Annotated in this window: 15 protein-coding genes; 6 read left to right on the forward strand and 9 right to left on the reverse strand. The window is 73.1% G+C overall.

Translation table 11 applies throughout. The features are described from left to right. Positions 1-184: 184 nt before the first annotated feature. The 6 genes from ABD297_RS20515 to ABD297_RS20540 form a co-directional block, all read right to left on the reverse strand. A complete protein-coding gene (locus ABD297_RS20515) occupies positions 185-700 on the reverse strand; it encodes a gamma carbonic anhydrase family protein (RefSeq protein ID WP_344256977.1) in 516 nt (171 codons plus the stop codon). A 1-nt stretch (position 701) separates the two neighbouring features. After that, on the reverse strand, positions 702-2,246 hold the full coding sequence (locus ABD297_RS20520) for a peptide MFS transporter (RefSeq protein ID WP_344256978.1): 1,545 nt from the start codon (positions 2,244-2,246) through the stop codon (positions 702-704). A 78-nt stretch (positions 2,247-2,324) separates the two neighbouring features. Continuing rightward, positions 2,325-3,995, reverse strand: coding sequence for a 5,6-dimethylbenzimidazole synthase (gene bluB / locus ABD297_RS20525; RefSeq protein WP_344256979.1), 1,671 nt, complete (start codon positions 3,993-3,995; stop codon positions 2,325-2,327). A gap of 10 nt (positions 3,996-4,005) precedes the next feature. Continuing rightward, entirely contained in the window at positions 4,006-4,866 is an 861-nt protein-coding gene (locus ABD297_RS20530; RefSeq protein ID WP_344256980.1) for an SDR family oxidoreductase, read from the reverse strand. A 69-nt stretch (positions 4,867-4,935) separates the two neighbouring features. Continuing rightward, positions 4,936-5,505: a GNAT family N-acetyltransferase gene (locus ABD297_RS20535; protein WP_344256981.1), complete on the reverse strand. Its 570-nt coding sequence runs from the start codon at positions 5,503-5,505 to the stop codon at positions 4,936-4,938. Positions 5,506-5,594: 89 nt separating this feature from the next. Continuing rightward, positions 5,595-6,323 (reverse strand): class I SAM-dependent methyltransferase, encoded by a 729-nt coding sequence (locus ABD297_RS20540; protein WP_344256982.1) that lies wholly within the window; start codon positions 6,321-6,323, stop codon positions 5,595-5,597. Positions 6,324-6,436: 113 nt separating this feature from the next. On the opposite strand from ABD297_RS20540, the gene ABD297_RS20545 reads away from it, so the two are divergent. Both ABD297_RS20545 and ABD297_RS20550 read left to right on the forward strand, forming a co-directional pair. After that, on the forward strand, positions 6,437-7,648 hold the full coding sequence (locus tag ABD297_RS20545) for a GNAT family N-acetyltransferase (RefSeq protein ID WP_344256983.1): 1,212 nt from the start codon (positions 6,437-6,439) through the stop codon (positions 7,646-7,648). Further along, positions 7,645-8,199: a GNAT family N-acetyltransferase gene (locus ABD297_RS20550; RefSeq protein WP_344256984.1), complete on the forward strand. Its 555-nt coding sequence runs from the start codon at positions 7,645-7,647 to the stop codon at positions 8,197-8,199. Before ABD297_RS20545 ends, ABD297_RS20550 begins: the two co-directional genes overlap by 4 nt. 33 nt (positions 8,200-8,232) lie before the next feature. Here ABD297_RS20550 and ABD297_RS20555 read toward each other — a convergent pair whose 3' ends face one another. Beyond that, positions 8,233-8,769, reverse strand: coding sequence for a MarR family winged helix-turn-helix transcriptional regulator (locus ABD297_RS20555; protein WP_344256985.1), 537 nt, complete (start codon positions 8,767-8,769; stop codon positions 8,233-8,235). Positions 8,770-8,901: 132 nt separating this feature from the next. On the opposite strand from ABD297_RS20555, the gene ABD297_RS20560 reads away from it, so the two are divergent. Beyond that, positions 8,902-10,245: an MFS transporter gene (locus ABD297_RS20560; RefSeq protein WP_344256986.1), complete on the forward strand. Its 1,344-nt coding sequence runs from the start codon at positions 8,902-8,904 to the stop codon at positions 10,243-10,245. 83 nt (positions 10,246-10,328) lie between these two features. Here ABD297_RS20560 and ABD297_RS20565 read toward each other — a convergent pair whose 3' ends face one another. After that, positions 10,329-11,153 carry a DUF5995 family protein gene (locus ABD297_RS20565; protein WP_344256987.1) on the reverse strand — a complete coding sequence of 275 codons (825 nt, stop codon included), beginning with the start codon at positions 11,151-11,153 and terminating at the stop codon, positions 10,329-10,331. 199 nt (positions 11,154-11,352) lie between these two features. On the opposite strand from ABD297_RS20565, the gene ABD297_RS20570 reads away from it, so the two are divergent. Beyond that, on the forward strand, positions 11,353-11,673 hold the full coding sequence (locus ABD297_RS20570) for a hypothetical protein (protein ID WP_344256988.1): 321 nt from the start codon (positions 11,353-11,355) through the stop codon (positions 11,671-11,673). 77 nt (positions 11,674-11,750) lie between these two features. On the opposite strand, the gene ABD297_RS20575 is transcribed toward ABD297_RS20570, so the two are convergent. Beyond that, positions 11,751-12,896 (reverse strand): pyridoxal phosphate-dependent aminotransferase, encoded by a 1,146-nt coding sequence (locus tag ABD297_RS20575; protein WP_344257027.1) that lies wholly within the window; start codon positions 12,894-12,896, stop codon positions 11,751-11,753. Between the two features lie 144 nt (positions 12,897-13,040). Between ABD297_RS20575 and ABD297_RS20580 the strand changes: the two genes are divergently transcribed. Then, positions 13,041-13,574 carry a phosphoribosyltransferase gene (locus ABD297_RS20580; RefSeq protein WP_344256989.1) on the forward strand — a complete coding sequence of 178 codons (534 nt, stop codon included), beginning with the start codon at positions 13,041-13,043 and terminating at the stop codon, positions 13,572-13,574. Between the two features lie 100 nt (positions 13,575-13,674). Next, entirely contained in the window at positions 13,675-14,742 is a 1,068-nt protein-coding gene (locus ABD297_RS20585; RefSeq protein WP_344256990.1) for an alpha/beta fold hydrolase, read from the forward strand. Positions 14,743-14,749 lie beyond the last annotated feature (7 nt).

Consider the following 14,749-nt stretch of genomic DNA (forward strand, 5'->3'; position numbering starts at 1 on the left):
CGTTCGCCTGGACCCCGAAACCCGCATCGACCACACGCCAGGCAATCGGACCTACCACCGAGTCACCAACCCTGACTGTCAGGCATGACCCTTCACCCTTGACAGGAATGTCCCTTCACAGGACACCACCCACGTCGCTGCCGGGATCACCTCGAACCGAGGGCGTATGCCGGGTGGCCGGCTCCTAGGCGCCCGTGGCCTCGCGGTGGCGGCGGGCCAGCTCGAGGTAGACCTCGGCGTTGGCCTGGATGCGGGCGAGTCCGGGGTCGTCGATCTCGCGGCGGACCTTCCCGGGCACACCGGCGACGAGCGACCGCGGCGGGATGACCGCGCCCTCGGGCACGACGGCGCCCGCCGCGACGAGGCCGCCGGTCCCGATGTGCGCGCCGTTGAGCACGACCGAGCCCATGCCGATCAGACAGTCGTCCTCGATGGTGCAGCCGTGCAGCACCGCGCGGTGACCGACGGAGACGCCCGCGCCGATGGTCGTCGGGTGCCCGGCGTCGGTGTGCACGACGACGCCGTCCTGCAGGTTGCTGCGCTCGCCGAGCACGATCGGGTCGAAGTCGGCGCGGAGCACCGCGGTGTACCAGACGCTCGAGCCGGCTCGCAGGTCGACGGCCCCGACGAGGTCGGCGCTCGGCGCCACCCAGGCGGTCTCGTGGACCACCGGGGTGACGCCGGCGATGGTGATGATCACGTCAGTGCGCCGAGACCGCGTCGGCGGGGACGCCGCCGGACGTGTGCACCTCGGCGGACGACATCTTGCGTCGGATCCACGGCACGAGCGCGAGGAGCACGGCGGCGACGACGAGCGTGATGACCCCGTTGACGAGGTAGTAGGCCGCGTCGCTGAGGCCGCCCATCGCCTGGATGAGCTGGGCCGCGATGGCCTGGCCCGCGGCGCTGCCGAGGAACCACAGCGCCATGGCCTGGCTGGCGAAGGCACGCGGTGCGAGCCGGGTCGTGGCGGACAGGCCGACCGGCGACAGGCAGAGCTCGGCGATCGTCTGCATGACGAAGACGCCGCCGAGGATGTAGACCGGCGCGGTGTTGCCCTGGAACGTCGCGAAGGCCCACGACATGGCGAGCGCCGACAGGCCGATGATCGCGACACCGAGGACGAACTTCATCGGGGTCGACGGCGAGCGACCGGCGCGCCTGGTCCAGATCCAGCCGAAGACCGGCGCGAGCAGCACGATGGCGAGCGGGTTGATCGACTGGAACCACTCCGGGTTGACGGTGATGCCGGCCGTCTCCGTGACCGTGTTCTTCGCCGCGAAGATCGCCATCTTGCCGGCGGCCTGCTCGAAGATCATCCAGAAGAGCATGGCCCCGATCCACAGCGGCAGGTAGGCCGCGAGGTGCGACTTCTCCTCGCGCTCGACCTTGGGGCTGCGGAACATCATCGTGAAGTAGGCGATCGGCGTCAGCACGGCGACGATGGAGATGGCGTCGATGACCTGGTCGAGCACGGTGTCGCGCCACAGGCCGGCGAGCACGACGACGAGGCCGAAGGCGACGACGGCACCCACGGCGAGGGCCGTGACGCGACCGCGCTCCTCGGGCGAGAGGGGGTTGGGCACGTCGTCGACGGCGGAGCCGAGGGCCTTGCGGCCGAGGACGAACCACGTGATCGCGACGGCCATGCCGACCGCGGCGGCGGAGAAGCCGGCGTGGTAGCCATAGTGCTCGCGCAGCCAGCCGACGACGAGCGGGGAGAAGAACGAGCCGATGTTGATCGACATGTAGAAGATCGAGAAGCCGCCGTCGCGGCGCGCGTCCTCGGGCTTGTAGAGCGTGCCGACCATGGCCGAGACGTTGGGCTTGAGCAGGCCGGTGCCGAGGGCGACGAGCGCGATGCCGAGCCAGGCGGTCGCGGCAGCGGGGATGGCGAGGCAGACGTGGCCGGCCATGATGACGACGGCGCCGTAGAGCGTCGAGCGCCGGGCCCCGAAGAGCCGGTCGGCGGTGAAGCCGCCGATGATCGAGAGCAGGTAGACGGACGCGCCGTAGATGGCGACGACGGCGGTGCCGGTCGTCTCGTCGATGCCGAGGCCGCCGTTGGCCGCGGTGTCGATGAGGAAGTAGAGCAGGATGGCGCGCATCCCGTAGTAGGAGAAGCGCTCCCACAGCTCGACGAAGAAGAGGGTCGACAGGCCCTTGGGGTGTCCGAGGAAGGCGCGGTCGCCGGTGCCGGAACCGGGCTGCGGTGTGGGCGGCCGGCCCTGTGTCTGTGTTGACATGCGGTTTCTCCCAGCCCCTCGTGAGGGCAGTTCGACGGTTGGACAACCCCCCAAAACTAGGGGCGGTGCCCGGTCAACTCAAACCCGCGACGTGCGCGCGACCCCGCTCCGGAGGGCCAGGCCGTCCTTGAGCAGACCCGTGGCGAGGACCGCTCCGACGCCCTCACCAGCACGGATCCGCAGGTCGAGGAGGGGCTCGAGACCGAGCTCGAGCAGCACGAGGGCGTGGGCCTTCTCACGGGAGCGCTGGCCCGCCACGAGGTGCGCGGCGACGGCAGGCTCGAGCCGCACGGCCGCGAGCGCCGCCACCGACGTGGCCAGCCCGTCGAGCACGACGACACCCCCGGCCTCCGCCGCTCCGAGCACGACTCCCGTCAGCACGGCGAGCTCTCCCCCGCCGAGCCGCCGCACGGCCTCGTCGGTCGTCGCCGGACCCACCCGGTCGAGCGACCGGGCCACGACGTCGCGCTTGCGGTCGAGCATCGCGGCGTCCGCTGAGGAGCCGCGGCCCACGACCTCTTCGGCGGGCACTCCCAGCAGGGCAGCGGCCACGGCTGCCGCCACGGTCGTGTTGCCGACACCGATCTCGCCGAGGGCCACCGGTCCCGACCCGGCGAGCGCGCGACCACGCGTGCGCCCGAGACCGAGCAGACCGGCATACGCCATCTCGTCGAGCGCGTCCGTCATGACGAGATCGCCTCTGCTGCAACCGATCCCGGCGTCGATCAGCTCGACGCCGAGTCCGGCCGCGCGGGCCGCGACGGCGCCCATCGAGGCGCCCTCGCTGGTCGCCCGGGCCACGTCTGCGGTGACCGACGGGTCGAACGCCGAGATGCCGTATGCCGTCACGGCATGGTCGGCGGCCGCGACGACGAGGGTGCCCCGGCCGTCCACGGCGGGCAGTGCGGTGACGCGGTCGAGCACCGTGTCGAGCACCCCGAGCGAGCCGGGCACGGTGAGCAGGTCGTCGGAGCGGTCGCGGGCGGCGACGACGTCGGCGGGCTCGGGGGCCCGCAGGTGCGAGGTGGGGGCGTCGCGCTCGGTCCAGCGCTCTCGCATGACGACCTGCTCGAGGGGCAGGCGCCGGCTCCACCCGGCACGCTCGAGCCCAGGCTCGGGAGGGCGCTCGTCGGGCCAGCCGAGACAGAGCCAGCCGAGCGTCTCGACGCCGTCGGGCAGGCCGAGCAGCTCGGCGAGCTCGGCCGGCTCGAAGAGGGTGACCCAGCCGAGGCCGAGGCCGTGGGCGCGGGCGGTCAGCCAGATGTTCTCGATGGCGGCGGCGCACGACCAGAGGTCGGCGTCGGGGAAGGTGGCACGGCCGAGCACCCCGGCCGCAGGGGTGCGGCGGTCGCAGGCCACGACGACGCCGACGGGCGCCTCGCGGATGCCCTCGAGGCGCAGGTCGAGCAGGCCGCGGGCCGACTCCTCGGCCATGCCGGCGGCCTGGCGCAGGCGGCAGCGGTCGGCCATCAGGGCCGCCGCGTCGCGGGTGGCCGCCTCGGTGACGACGACGAAGCGCCAGGGTTGGCTGTGCCCGACCGACGGGCCACGGTGGCCCGCGGTGAGCACGGCGGTGAGCACGTCGTCGGGCACCGGGTCGGGCCGGAACCGGCGGATGTCGCGGCGGGCGCCGACGACGCGCTCGAGCGAGGCGAGGTCGTCGGGCAGCGCCCAGGCGTCGGGTGCCGCGGCCCGCTCCGCAGCCGACGACGGGTCGCCGATCGTCGGGACGGGCCTGCGGTAGCTCACCCGACAGAGCCTAGTTCGGGGCCGGCTCGATCCAGGATCGGGTCACGCCGAGCACGCGGCTGCCGTCGGTGTCGGCGAGCGACATCCCGACGAAGGCCGTGGCGCCCTCGGACGTCTGCCAACGGAAGCGGTAGTCGGTCGAGGTCGCGGCGTCGGCGATCGCGGCGGCCGCGTCGCGGGAGGACTGGGCGTTGGCGAAGGCACCCGCGGACCGCGCGCGATAGGCGTCGAGCTGCGCGGCATACGGGTCCTCGGCGGTGGCCGCGGAGGTCTCGGGACGCGCCACGTTGCCGACGAAGTCGCTGGCGACGGCGGCCGGCTCGATGACCGAGACGCGGACGCCGTGCGGGAGCATGACGACGGCGAGGGACTGCATGAAGCCCTCCACGGCGAACTTCGCCCCGCAGTAGGCGTCGGCGAACGGCTGGCCCACGGCGCCGCCGACGCTCGTGACGGTGAGGACCGTGCCGCGGCCGGCCTCGCGCATGCGCGGCAGGACGAGCTTGGTCAGGGCGACCGGGCCCAGGTAGTTGACCTCGAGCTGGTCGCGGATCTCGTCGAGGCTCAGCTGCTCGGCGGTCGCCACGGCGCCCCGGCCCGCGTTGTTGACGAGGACGTCGAGGCGGCCGTGGTCGGCGAGGACGCCGTCGACGCACGCGCGCGCGGCCTCGTGGTCGGTGACGTCGAGGGCCCGCACGTCGAGCTCGACGCCGGCCTCGGCGGCGGCATCGGTGAGGGCGGTGGCGCGCGAGGTGTCGCGCATCGTCGCGACGACCGTGAGCCCGCGACGGGCGAGCTCGACGGCGGCGTGCAGGCCCATGCCCGAGGAGGTTCCGGTGACGAGGGCGACCGGCTGCCCGTTGGTGTCCATGCGGGTGACGCTACGCCTGGGCCGACCGGCCCCGCACCGTCCACATCCGCTGCGACGCGACCCCGACCGTCAACGGTGCAGGAGCTCGCGCCTCATCACGGGCCGAGTCGGGTGGGTGCGCCCGAGCTCGGCGAACCCCGCCCGCCGGAACATCGCGAGGGTTCCCGTGAAGACCGCGGACGGGGAGGGGACGCGGGCCAGGCCGTCGGTGTCGACAGGGTGGCCGTCGAGCACCGAGCCGCCGTGCTGCGCAGCCCAGTCGACGGCAGCCTCGAGCAGCGTGACCCCGACGCCGCGGCCCCGGTGCTCACGGCGGACCACGAAGCACGTGACCCACCACGCCTGCGGGTCCTCATCGAGGATGCGGGACAGCAGCCGGTGCTCGGTGATCGCCGGCAGCGTCGACCGCGGCACCGCTCGCGTCCAGCCGACCGCGTCGCCGTCGAGCAGGGCGACCAGACCCACCGGAGGATCCGCCTCGTGCACCTCACGACGCAGCGCGTCCCGGTTCGTGGGCTCCTCGTGCCGACGGAAACGTTGGCACCAGCACGAGTCCGGGTTCTTCTCCCGAGGGCCGAACACCCGTCCCAGTCGAGGCCAGGCCTCAGCAGTCGCCGGCACCACACGCACCGTGGTCATCGGTCCCGGTCCCTCCTGCCGCGCCGGCGCCGTCCGCCGCTCTCCATCGGCCCATCCCGACGCTAGACCTCGACGACGACAGGCGCGCCCTACGAGACGGCCTCGAGGGTGAAGAAGATGAAGCCGATGAACCGGCTGGGGTCGGTCTCGCTCGGTGGCAGCAGCTCGGGCGGCGTCTCGGGCGACACGGGCGGCTCGCTGATCGCCAGGATCCGGAAGCCCGCAGCGGTGAAAGACTCCGACATCGCGCTCAGCGAGCGGTACCAGATCGTGAGGGTCGCGGACACGCCGTCGAAGTCGTAGTCCTCCGCGTTCGGCACGGTCGCGAAGTAGTCGAGCTCGGGATACATCACCGGCGGGATCACCGGGTGGTTGACCACGACGACGAGCCGGCCGCCGCTGGTCAGCACCCTGCGCAGCTCGGCCAGCGGCTGCGACCAGTCCTCGAGGTAGTGCAGCACGAGCATCGCCACCGCGTCGTCGAACGCCTCGTCGTCATACGGAAGCGGTCGGGTCAGGTCGGCCACGGCGAGATCGGCCTCGTCCCCGAGCCGCTCGCGGGCGAGCCGGACCATCGCCGGACTCGCGTCGAACCCGGCGACGCTGGCGCCCTGCTCCGTCAGGTCGGCGAGCAGCGGCCCCGAACCGCAGCCGGCGTCCAGGATCCGGCGCCCGGCGACGTCCCCGAGCAGGTCCAGCACCGCCGGCCGGGCGTACCACCGGTTGAACAGGCCGTGCTCGTTCGCCCGCGCGTACGCCTCGGCGAAGGCGTCGTAGTGGTCCGGTTGCTGCTCGGCGATCTGCGACTCGGAGGTCATGCCACGGCAGTGTGTCAGGTCGACGGGCGCCGGCCTCGGGGAAAGCCGTTGCGAATGCTGGACGCATCCGGTCTGGTTGAGGCACCACCGCACCCGAGAGGGAGGCCTGCTCCATGTCGCTGCCCGCCCCGACGCTCCAGACGCCGCGCCTGCGGCTCCGCCCCTTCGGCGACACGGACGTCGACGACATCTACGCCCTGCAGAGCGACGCCCATGCGCTGCGCTACTGGGACTCGCCGCCGTGGAACGACCGGGCACGGGCCGAGTCGTTCATCGGGGCCTGTCGGCAGATGGAGCAGGACGGCACCGGCGTGCGGCTGGCCGTCGACCGCCTCCCCGACGGGGCGTTCATCGGCTGGTGCACCCTGAACCGCTGGAATCCGGACTACCGCAGCGCGTCGCTGGGCTACTGCTTCGAGCCGTCGACCTGGGGGCGCGGCTACGCGACCGAGGCCGCGCGGGCGCTCCTCGGGTGGGCGTTCGAGACGCTCGACCTCAACCGGGTGCAGGCCGAGGCCGACACCCGCAACGTGGCGTCCGCGCGCGTCCTGGAGAAGCTCGGGTTCGTGCGGGAGGGGACCCTCCGGGAGGACTGCGTCGTCGACGGCAAGGTGTCCGACTCGTGGGTCTACGGGCTGATCAGGCGGGAGTGGCAGCCAGCACCCGAACGGCCGCTGCCCGTGCCGACCGACTCAGTGGTCCTCCGCGACGACGACGAGCGCCTGAGGTCCCTGCTCGACGACGGGTGGACGGTCACCGCGCGGTCCTGGGCGGCACAGCTGGACGTGACACCGGGGCACGCGCCCCGGTGGGCGGAGGTTCTCGCCGGCCTTCCCCCCACCCAAACCTGCCGGGAGCTACGGGCCGCCGACGTCCCCGCGGCGCTCGAGCTGGATGCGGCCACGGCCACCGACTACCCCGGCGGCGTCTCGACCGCCCATGAGCCCCTGACGGTGGCTCGGGCCACACCGACCTCAGGTCGCCGCGGGTTCGGCGTCCTCGATGACGGGGCGAACCTCGTCGCCATGACGTTCGCAGACGTCGACGATGAGAAGGCCGAGGTGGACTTCACCGTCGTCGCTCGACACCGGCGCGGGCAGGGCCTCGCGCGGGCGGTCAAGGCCGCGTCGCTGCTGGCGCTGACCGGTGACGGCGTGACGGTCGTCCGCACCGGCGGGTCGGACGAGAACCGACGCATCCTCGCGGCGAACGTCGACCTGGGCTTCCACGTGGACGAGCACTGGCTCACCCTCACCCGGGCCGGTCGAGACGCCCCAGGGCCCTGCTCGTCGGGCTCGCGCACCGCCTCGGAGGCCGTCTCGTGACCGACACGCCCCTGCCCTACCCGGACCCAGCCCTGGGTGACGGTCAGGTGGGCCTGCGGCGATGGCGTGAGTCCGACGTCGAGTGCATCCGCCTCGCCGGCACCGACCCGCGCATCACGGCGGCCACGACCGTCCCGGTCGAGGGCACTCCCGAGGAGGCGATCGCCTTCATCCGTCGGCAGTGGAGCCGTGCTGACGAGCGCGAGGGCGTGTCACTGGCCGTCGTCGACGTCGACGACGACCGCGCCGTCGGGCTGGTCTGGGTGGCCCTGCGGCCACAGCAGCACGTGGGCGGTCTGGGCTACTGGGTCGTGCCGCCGGCCCGAGGGCGGGGCGTGGCGACAGCCGCCGTCCGTCTCGTCGTCCCGTGGGCGCTCGAGGCACTCCACCTGCAGCGCCTGGAGGCGTGGGTGGAGCCTGACAACCTGGCCTCCCAGCGCACCCTCCTCAGCGCCGGCTTCGCGCTGGAGGGTCGCCTGCGCAGCATCCTCACGCTCGGGGGCCGGCCCTCGGACGCCCTGGTCTTCTCGGTGGTCGGCCCGGGCGCCTGACCCACCGCACCGGACCGTCCCGGCCGGGGAGCGTCAGCCCTGGCCCGGCTGGGTGGGTCCGGCGTCTATGTCGTCGAGCCCCGCGATGACGATCTCGAGGAGGCGGGCGAGCTCGTGGCGCTCGCCGTCGGAGAGGCCGCGCAGGGTGTCGCTCTCGACGACGTTGGACTCGCGCACCGCGGCGCTGAAGAGGGCCCAGCCGTCCTGGGTCAGCGAGACGAGGGTGCGCGTGCGGTTGGACTCGTCGGGTCGCCGCTGGAGCAGCCCGCGGCCGGCCATCTTGTCGAGGCGGTGCGTCATCGACGACGGCGCGACGTTGGAGAGGTCGGCGAGCTGGCTGGGGGTCAGGCACGTGTCGCCGGCGCGGGCGAGCGCGGCGAGGACCGACCACTCCCCCTGGGTCAGGTCGAGGTCGGCGAACTGCCGGACGTACCACTGGTCGAGCTTCTTCGTCACCGAGAACAGCGCCGTGATGACCCGCTGGACCGACTCCTCGCCGCCGGCGGCGACGTAGGTCGCGACGTCCGCGGCGTGCTCCTGCTGGGCGGTCTGTCGTCGCTTGGCTGCCATGGGAACGCATTGTCGCACCGACCCGTCGTGATGCTACTCTTTCGAAGTCGAACTTCGATGACGAAATATTCGACACCGAAGCTGCGTTGACTCCCCGGTCCGCCTCCCCGTCCCCGAAAGGGTGTGAAACCCATGCGCACCAAGCTGCTCATCCTCGCGTCGTCCATCGGCATGCTCGGATGGGGCACCGTGCTGCCGTACCAGTACGCGTATGCCGCCAACACCCGCGGGTGGGGCGCGCTCGCTGCCGCTCTGGCCAGCACCCTCTTCTCCGTCGGCGCCCTCGTCGCCGCGCCCTTCGCGGGCCGGCTGAGCGACCGCTTCAACCCGGTCGCCGTCGCCGTCGTGGCCAAGCTGCTCGCCGCGGTCGGTGTCGGGAGCCTCGTCTGGGCGCAGTCGGCCCCGGCCTTCCTCATCGGCATGTTCGTCTTCGGCTTCGGCCTGACCGCCGCCGGACCGGCCGCCTCGGTGCTCGTGCTGCGGTGGGCGGGGAGCGACGACCGCCGCAAGGTCTTCGCCTACAAGTTCACGGCCGAGGCCATCGGCATGGCGGTCGGCGCCTTCGTCGCCGGCCAGTTCGTCGACCTCTCCCGCACCGACGGCATGACCTTCGCGTTCGTCGCCGCCGGCGCCGGTTTCGCGATCTCGGCCGTGCTCATCCACGTCGCCGGCATCGGCGCGCCGAGCGAGGTCGCCCCCGACCTCGCCGCCGGCGAGGCGGAGACGCGCCTCGGCACGATGGACGCCCTGCGCCGCATCTTCGCCGTGCCCGCCCTGCGCTGGACCGCGGTCGTCGCGGTGGCCCTCGCCCTCGGCTTCTACGCCCAGTTCGAGTCGGGCCTGCCGGCCTACGCCCTGACCGTGCTCGACGTCGACGAGTCCGCCATCGGCCTGGCCGCCGCCGTCAACTGCGTCGTCATCGTCCTGCTGCAGGTCGTCGTCGTCCGGGTCACGGCCCGGCGCAACGCCGCCAGCCTGCTCATGGTCGTCGGCGCGATCTGGACGCTGTCGTGGGTCGTGCTCTCCGTCGCGCAGCTGACGCCGGAGGTCGCCTCCGCCCTGTTCGTCACGACGTTCGGCATCTTCGCCGTCGGCGAGACGATGTATGCGCCGGTGCTCAACCCGCTGACCGCGAGCCTCGCACCGCGCGGCCTCGTCGGCACGACGCTCGGCACGTTCACCGCGATCCAGACGACCTTCTCGGCCGTCGGCCCGCTCGTGGCCGGCGCCCTGCTCGGCATGGGTCTGGCCAACGGCTTCCTCGCCCTGCACGTCGTCATCAGCCTCGTGGCGGTCTACGGCGCCTGGCGCCTGCGGGCCTCCCTGCGGGCACGCCGGGTCGAGGAGCGCCGGGTCGAGGAGCGCCGCCGGGCCGCGGAGGTCACGGCGGAGGTCGCTGCGGAGGTCACGGCAGGGTCCGCCGGCCCCCGCACCGTCACCGAGCCGACGCTCGCGCCGGTCCCGGCCACCGCCTGAGCGCCCACCGGCTCAGGGGCTCGACGTCTCAACGTCTCACCGGCAGTGGGTCGGGATGGGCCGTCGCGCTCCGGCGCGAGGTCTCACCCCGGCCCGCTGCCCGACCCGCCGCCGGGGGCGAGGTCGGCCACGGGCGTCAGCAGGTAGCGGCCGGCCATGCCCACGGTGCGCGAGAGCGTCGCGAGGAACTCCGTGCGCAGCGGCTCGGCACCGTCGAGCGACCACAGCACGCGGGCGTTGGTCCACGCGGCGTCACGGGCCCGGGTGATGCTCCAGCCACCGACGAGGTCGGCCACCGGTCCGGCATACCGCTCGTCGACGGCGAGGGCGATGCCGTCGAGGAACGAGCGCCGCACCTCGTCCTGGACGCCGGCGAGGAGGTCGTTGACGCGCTGGTAGTCCGCCTCGACGCCGGGACTGTCGGGGGTCAGGCCGAGCTGGCGACACGTCGTGACGACGGCGACGGGCAGGTCGTGGTTGATGTGCGCGTTCATCCCGGCCAGCGCGAACTGGATCGGCACCCGTCCCGGCTCGAGCCGTGCCGCGAAGAGCGGCGCCCAGGACGGGTCGGGGTCGGCCGCATCGACGGCGTCGAGGTAGAGCCCGGCGAAGACGAGGTCGAGGCGCGTCACGAAGACCGGGTTGGTGAACCACCCGGCCACCAGCCGGTCCCGCACCAGCTCGGTGACCCGGAGGTACATCCGGTTGAAGTCCGCGACGCCGTCGTCGGCCGGCAACGTCGTGTCGATCTCCTGCATCCGCGCGACGAGCGCGTCGACCGACGACGGCTGGCCGGGCGGCACGGCCGGGGCGGGCGTGGGGGTCGGCCGGGGCGCCGGCGCACCCGGCGCCGCCGACCCGCCGAGGTGCGTGCGCACCCAGGTGACGGTCTCGGTGAACCACCCCATGGCCCGACGCTAGCGGCTCGCACCAGGTGCGACACCCGGTTCGCTCGAACGCCCCGAGCGCGCCGATCTGCCGCACCCCCAGCAGAACTCGGCGACGTAGGGACCAATGCCTCTTACGCCCGCGCAGCCCGCGGGTCACGCTGGAGGTGAGAACAGGAAGGAGGTGAAGACGATGTCGCAGCTCCTTGAGAAGCAGCGCGTGGAAACGGAGCATCTCCCGAGGTTCTTCCGCAACCGCACGCTCGACTACACGCTCCTGGTCGTCGGCGCCCTGGTCGCGGGGTTCGGTGCGTATGCCTACCTCGTGCCGGCCGGATGGTTCCTCGCCGGCCAGGCTGAAGCCTGGTACCTCGGCAGCTGGATCGCCGGTGGGGTGCTCCTCACCGCCGGGTTCGGCCTGCTCGGTGCCAGCGTGCGTGACCGGTCCGGCCACTGGACCGGGGAAGCCGTGATGAGCTTCGTGCTCGGCACGCTCAGCGTGGCCGGAGCGGTCGCCGCCGCGGTCGTGCTCATCATCTAGTCACGGGAAAGAGGTGACGGAAGGTCGGAGCCGCCGGCAGCCGGCGGCTCCGGTGCGTGCCGGGTCGGGCAGCCGCGTCAGCCCCGGTTGAACGCCTCGATCCGGTCGATCGCCTCGCCGACGGCCGTCAGCCCGGCCGCGAAGCTGAGCCGTACCGAGTGCGCCCCGGCCCGGTCGTCGAAGTCGCCACCGGGCGTGATCGCCACGCCCACCTCCTCGAGCAGGGCCTTGGCGTAGGCCGCCGAGCCGCCCCAGCGACCGAGCTGGGCTCCGAGGTCGGCCCAGTAGTAGAACGCGCCGTCGGGCGGGGCGGACTCTCCCCAGCCGAGGCGGGCCGCGTTGTCCAGCAACAGCTTCCGGGTCCGGGCGAACTCGGCGACGGCCTCGTCGCACTCGCGGTAGGACTCCTCCGCGAAGGCCGACACCGCGGCATACTGCGCCGGCGCGGGCGGGCACAGCGCGACGTTGCCGGCGAGCGCGTCGACCGGGCGCACGAGGTCCTCGGGCAGCAGCATCCAGCCGAGGCGCCAGCCGGTCATCCCCCAGTACTTGCTGAACGAGGAGATGACGACCCCCGTGTCGTCGCTCTCCCAGGCGCACACGCCACGGGGGTCGGGCGCCCCCGGCTCGGGATAGGTGACGCCGTGGTAGATCTCGTCGCTGACGAGACGCACGCCGTTGGCGGCGCACCAACCGGTGATCGCAGCCAGCTCGGCCCGGTCGACCATCGTGCCCGTGGGGTTGGCGGGGGAGGCGACGATGAGGCCGGCGAGAGCACCCTCGGCCTGCGCCGCGTCGAGCAGCGCCGGGCTCGGCTGGTAGCGCGTCTCGGGACCGCAGTCGAGCTCGACGACCTCGCAGCCGAGCGAGGTGAGGATGTTGCGGTATGCCGGGTAGCCGGGTCGGGCGAGCGCCACCCGGTCGCCCGCCTCGAAGGCCGCGAGGAAGGCGAGGACGAAACCACCCGAGGAGCCGGTCGTGACCGCGACCCGCGCCGGGTCTAGGTCGAGGCCGTACCAGCGGCCGTAGTGGGCCGCGATCTCGGCGCGCAGCTCACGGATGCCGAGGGCCGAGGTGTAGGTCAGGGCGCGCCCGGATCCGTGGATCCGCGCCGCGGCCTCCGAGACGAGGCTCGGCGCACCGCCGGACGGCTCGCCGGCGCAGAGCGAGACGACGTCGCGCCCCTCGGCGCGCAGCACCGCCACCCGGTCGAGCACGTCCATGACCTGGAAGGGCGCCACCTGGGAGCGCCGGGAGGGCTGGAGCGGTCGGGCCGGGCGGGAGCTCTGACGGGTCACCGCCTCAGTCTGCCCGAACCCTCGACACCCGAAACACGCCGTTCACCCGACGTCGATAGCCTCGTCCGCATGACGACCGCCTACCACGCAGACGCCTCGACCCTCGTGGACAAGGAGGTGCTGACGTGGGAAGCGTTCGGCACCGCCGTGCGTGAGCTGGCCCAGCTCGTGGCCGACTCGAGCTTCCGTCCCGAGATCCTCGTGGCCGTCGCCCGCGGCGGGCTGATCCCCGGTGGGGGCCTGTCCTACGCCCTCGGGGTCAAGCTGACCGATGCCATCAACGTCGAGTTCTACACCGACGTCGAGGAGACCCTGCCCGACCCCGTCCTGCTCGCGCCGCACCTCGACACCGACAGCATCCGGGGCCGCCGGATCCTCGTCGTCGACGACGTCGCGGACTCGGGCCGCACCCTCGCCCTCGTGCTCGAGCTGCTCCAGCAGCACGGCGCCGAGGCTCGCAGCGCCGTCATCTACGGCAAGCCTCGCTCGATCGTGGCGCCGGACTACGTGTGGCGCGAGACCGACCGCTGGATCGTCTTCCCGTGGTCCGCGGAGCCGCCGGTGTCGGGCTCGCAGGTGACGGCGGACCCCGCCGCCGACTGACCCGCTGATGCCGGCGAAGGCGCCGAAGGGTGGGGCGCCGACACACTGACGACGCGCGCCGGTGCTAGACAGGGCAGGTCGCCCTCCGAGAGGACCCGCCATGACCACGTCGTCGTTCACCTGCACCCTCGTCGAGACCTCGCGCCTGGCCACCAACGTGTGGTCGAGCGGCCCCGACGACGGCGTGCCGATCCTGCTCGTGCACGGCAACCTCTCGACCGGCGGCTACTGGCGCTACGTCGCCGACGCCCTCTCCGAGCTCGCCGACGACGTCCGGGTCATCGCCCCCGACCTCCGCGGCTTCGGCCGCACCGAGGCGCGCCCGATCGACGCGACCCGGGGGCTCGGCGACATGGTCGAGGACGTGCACGCCCTCCTCGAGGCGCTGGGCCTGGCCGACGACTGCCGCGTGGTCGCGGCCGGCTGGTCGATGGGCGGAGGGGTCCTCGAGCAGCTGATGGTCGAGCACCCCGACGACCTCGCCGCCGTGGTCCTCGTGGCGCCCCTCTCACCGCACGGTTTCGGTGGGACGGTCGATGCCGCAGGCACGCCCGCCTTCGCCGACGCCGCGAGCACCGGCGGTGGAGCGGCCAACGCCGACTTCGTGCGCCGCCTCGCCGCCAAGGACGCCGGCGAGGACGACCCGCAGACGAGCCCCCGCGTCGTCATGCGCACCTTCTACGGTCCGGGCGCCAACGCCGGCGACGTCGACGAGGACTTCCTCGTCGACGAGGTGCTGCTGACGCGGACCGGCGACGACTTCTACCCCGGCGACTCGACGCCGTCGCCGAACTGGCCGGGCCTGGCCCCTGGCACCCGTGGGGTGCTCAACACCATGGCCCCCACCCACTTCGACGCCACGGGGATCGTGGACCTCGAGCGCAAGCCGCCGGTCACGTGGGTGCACGGCACCGCCGACCAGGTCGTCAGCGACGCCTCCCTCTTCGACCTCGCGACGCTCGGCTCGCTCGGCGCCGTCCCTGGCTGGCCGGGGCCGGACGTGCTCCCGTCGCAGCCGATGGTGGCCCAGATGCGCGCCGTGCTCACGGCCTACGCGGCCGCCGGGGGCGCCACGAGGGAGGTGGCCCTGGAAGGGGTGGGACACGGCATACCGCTCGAGGTCCCCGGCGTGCTCGCCCGCGAGATCGAGGCACTCATCACCGACTGATCCCAGC

Source organism: Terrabacter carboxydivorans (assembly GCF_039532035.1).
Lineage (GTDB): Bacteria > Actinomycetota > Actinomycetes > Actinomycetales > Dermatophilaceae > Terrabacter > Terrabacter carboxydivorans.

Bases quoted from the DNA above. Each gene is read 5' to 3' on its own strand.
- ABD297_RS20580 (WP_344256989.1), top strand. From the start codon at position 13,041: ATGACGACCGCCTACCACGCAGACGCCTCGACCCTCGTGGACAAGGAG.
- ABD297_RS20535 (WP_344256981.1), bottom strand. From the start codon at position 5,505: ATGACCACGGTGCGTGTGGTGCCGGCGACTGCTGAGGCCTGGCCTCGA.
- ABD297_RS20530 (WP_344256980.1), bottom strand. From the start codon at position 4,866: ATGGACACCAACGGGCAGCCGGTCGCCCTCGTCACCGGAACCTCCTCG.
- ABD297_RS20545 (WP_344256983.1), top strand. From the start codon at position 6,437: ATGTCGCTGCCCGCCCCGACGCTCCAGACGCCGCGCCTGCGGCTCCGC.
- ABD297_RS20555 (WP_344256985.1), bottom strand. From the start codon at position 8,769: ATGGCAGCCAAGCGACGACAGACCGCCCAGCAGGAGCACGCCGCGGAC.
- ABD297_RS20575 (WP_344257027.1), bottom strand. From the start codon at position 12,896: ATGGACGTGCTCGACCGGGTGGCGGTGCTGCGCGCCGAGGGGCGCGAC.
- ABD297_RS20520 (WP_344256978.1), bottom strand. From the start codon at position 2,246: ATGTCAACACAGACACAGGGCCGGCCGCCCACACCGCAGCCCGGTTCC.
- ABD297_RS20540 (WP_344256982.1), bottom strand. From the start codon at position 6,323: ATGACCTCCGAGTCGCAGATCGCCGAGCAGCAACCGGACCACTACGAC.
- ABD297_RS20585 (WP_344256990.1), top strand. From the start codon at position 13,675: ATGACCACGTCGTCGTTCACCTGCACCCTCGTCGAGACCTCGCGCCTG.
- ABD297_RS20565 (WP_344256987.1), bottom strand. From the start codon at position 11,153: ATGGGGTGGTTCACCGAGACCGTCACCTGGGTGCGCACGCACCTCGGC.
- ABD297_RS20560 (WP_344256986.1), top strand. From the start codon at position 8,902: ATGCGCACCAAGCTGCTCATCCTCGCGTCGTCCATCGGCATGCTCGGA.